This is a genomic window from Phyllobacterium calauticae, assembly GCF_019991125.1.
Classification (GTDB): domain Bacteria; phylum Pseudomonadota; class Alphaproteobacteria; order Rhizobiales; family Rhizobiaceae; genus Phyllobacterium; species Phyllobacterium calauticae.
Genome location: NZ_JAGENB010000028.1, coordinates 1 through 854, shown reverse-complemented (window position 1 = coordinate 854; position 854 = coordinate 1). Strand labels below are relative to the sequence as shown.

Here is an 854-nt window from a genome sequence, read left to right as displayed (position 1 = left end):
CCGCGTCGGTCCCGCTCGCCATGAACAAGACCAACTTCGGCAAGCAGGCGTGGCGCTACGCGGGCAACGAGACCCCCGACGAGTACCAGGACGGCCAGGACCTCCGCATCTTCAACGAGCGGTTCTACAACTCCGACGTCGGGGTGGTCTGGGGCTTCGGCGCCCACGAGTTCGCGGCGGAGAACGCCTTCCGCGACGCGGTCGACATGGGCACCACGTCCGAGCTCCGCCTGGTCATGGCGGTGCAGTCCGGCGTCACCCTGGCGTCCCCGGCCCTGGAGTACGTCCAGGAGACCATCTTCCAGGCCGGCGCGGGAGCGTGAGCCATGCCTGAGGGAAACCTGTCCTGGGCGGTCCCCAACCACGTCAGCAAGTACGGCGGGGCGTTCATCGGCGCCCCGCAGGTCACCAAGGACGCGACGGCCGCCGCCCCCTCGGCGGGGCCGGCCTTCGTGTCCAAGGCGCCGCCCTGGAGCCCCCAGAACCCGCTCTTCTGGTTCGGGGCGGTCGCGGCCGTGGCCGTGGGCTTCATGGGCTACTCGACCACCGTCCGCGTGGGCAACAGCTCGGCGGGCGTCCAGATCGGGAAGACCTCCTGATGGCCACGTACAAGACCGAGACGGGCCTGGAGCTCGACGAGGCCGACCCGGACGACGCGAAGATCCTCATGCGGCAGCGCGACGCAGCGCGGGCGGCGGGGAAGTCGGGCGCCGACCGGGCCGGAACGACCAAGGGCCGTGCCGACCTGGAACGGGCCTTCGACGAGGGCGCCGCGTCGGCGGCGGCCCCGGACGCGCCGACAGAGGGCGCGTCCGGGGCCTCGCGGCCGTCGTCGGGCGGCGGGAAGTCGAGCA

General features: G+C 72.4%; 3 protein-coding genes. All 3 read left to right on the top strand.

Annotated elements, in window-relative coordinates; genetic code table 11:
• On the top strand, window positions 1-323 hold a 323-nt coding region (locus J1W56_RS25790), incomplete at its 5' end, for a hypothetical protein (protein ID WP_223616140.1).
• Between the two features lie 3 nt (window positions 324-326).
• Window positions 327-599, top strand: coding sequence for a hypothetical protein (locus tag J1W56_RS25785; protein ID WP_223616139.1), 273 nt, complete (start codon window positions 327-329; stop codon window positions 597-599).
• A partial coding sequence (locus J1W56_RS25780) for a hypothetical protein (RefSeq protein WP_223616138.1) occupies window positions 599-854 on the top strand: 256 nt, incomplete at its 3' end. The genes J1W56_RS25785 and J1W56_RS25780, both read left to right, overlap by 1 nt.

Bases quoted from the DNA above. Each gene is read 5' to 3' on its own strand.
- J1W56_RS25785 (WP_223616139.1), top strand. From the start codon at position 327: ATGCCTGAGGGAAACCTGTCCTGGGCGGTCCCCAACCACGTCAGCAAG.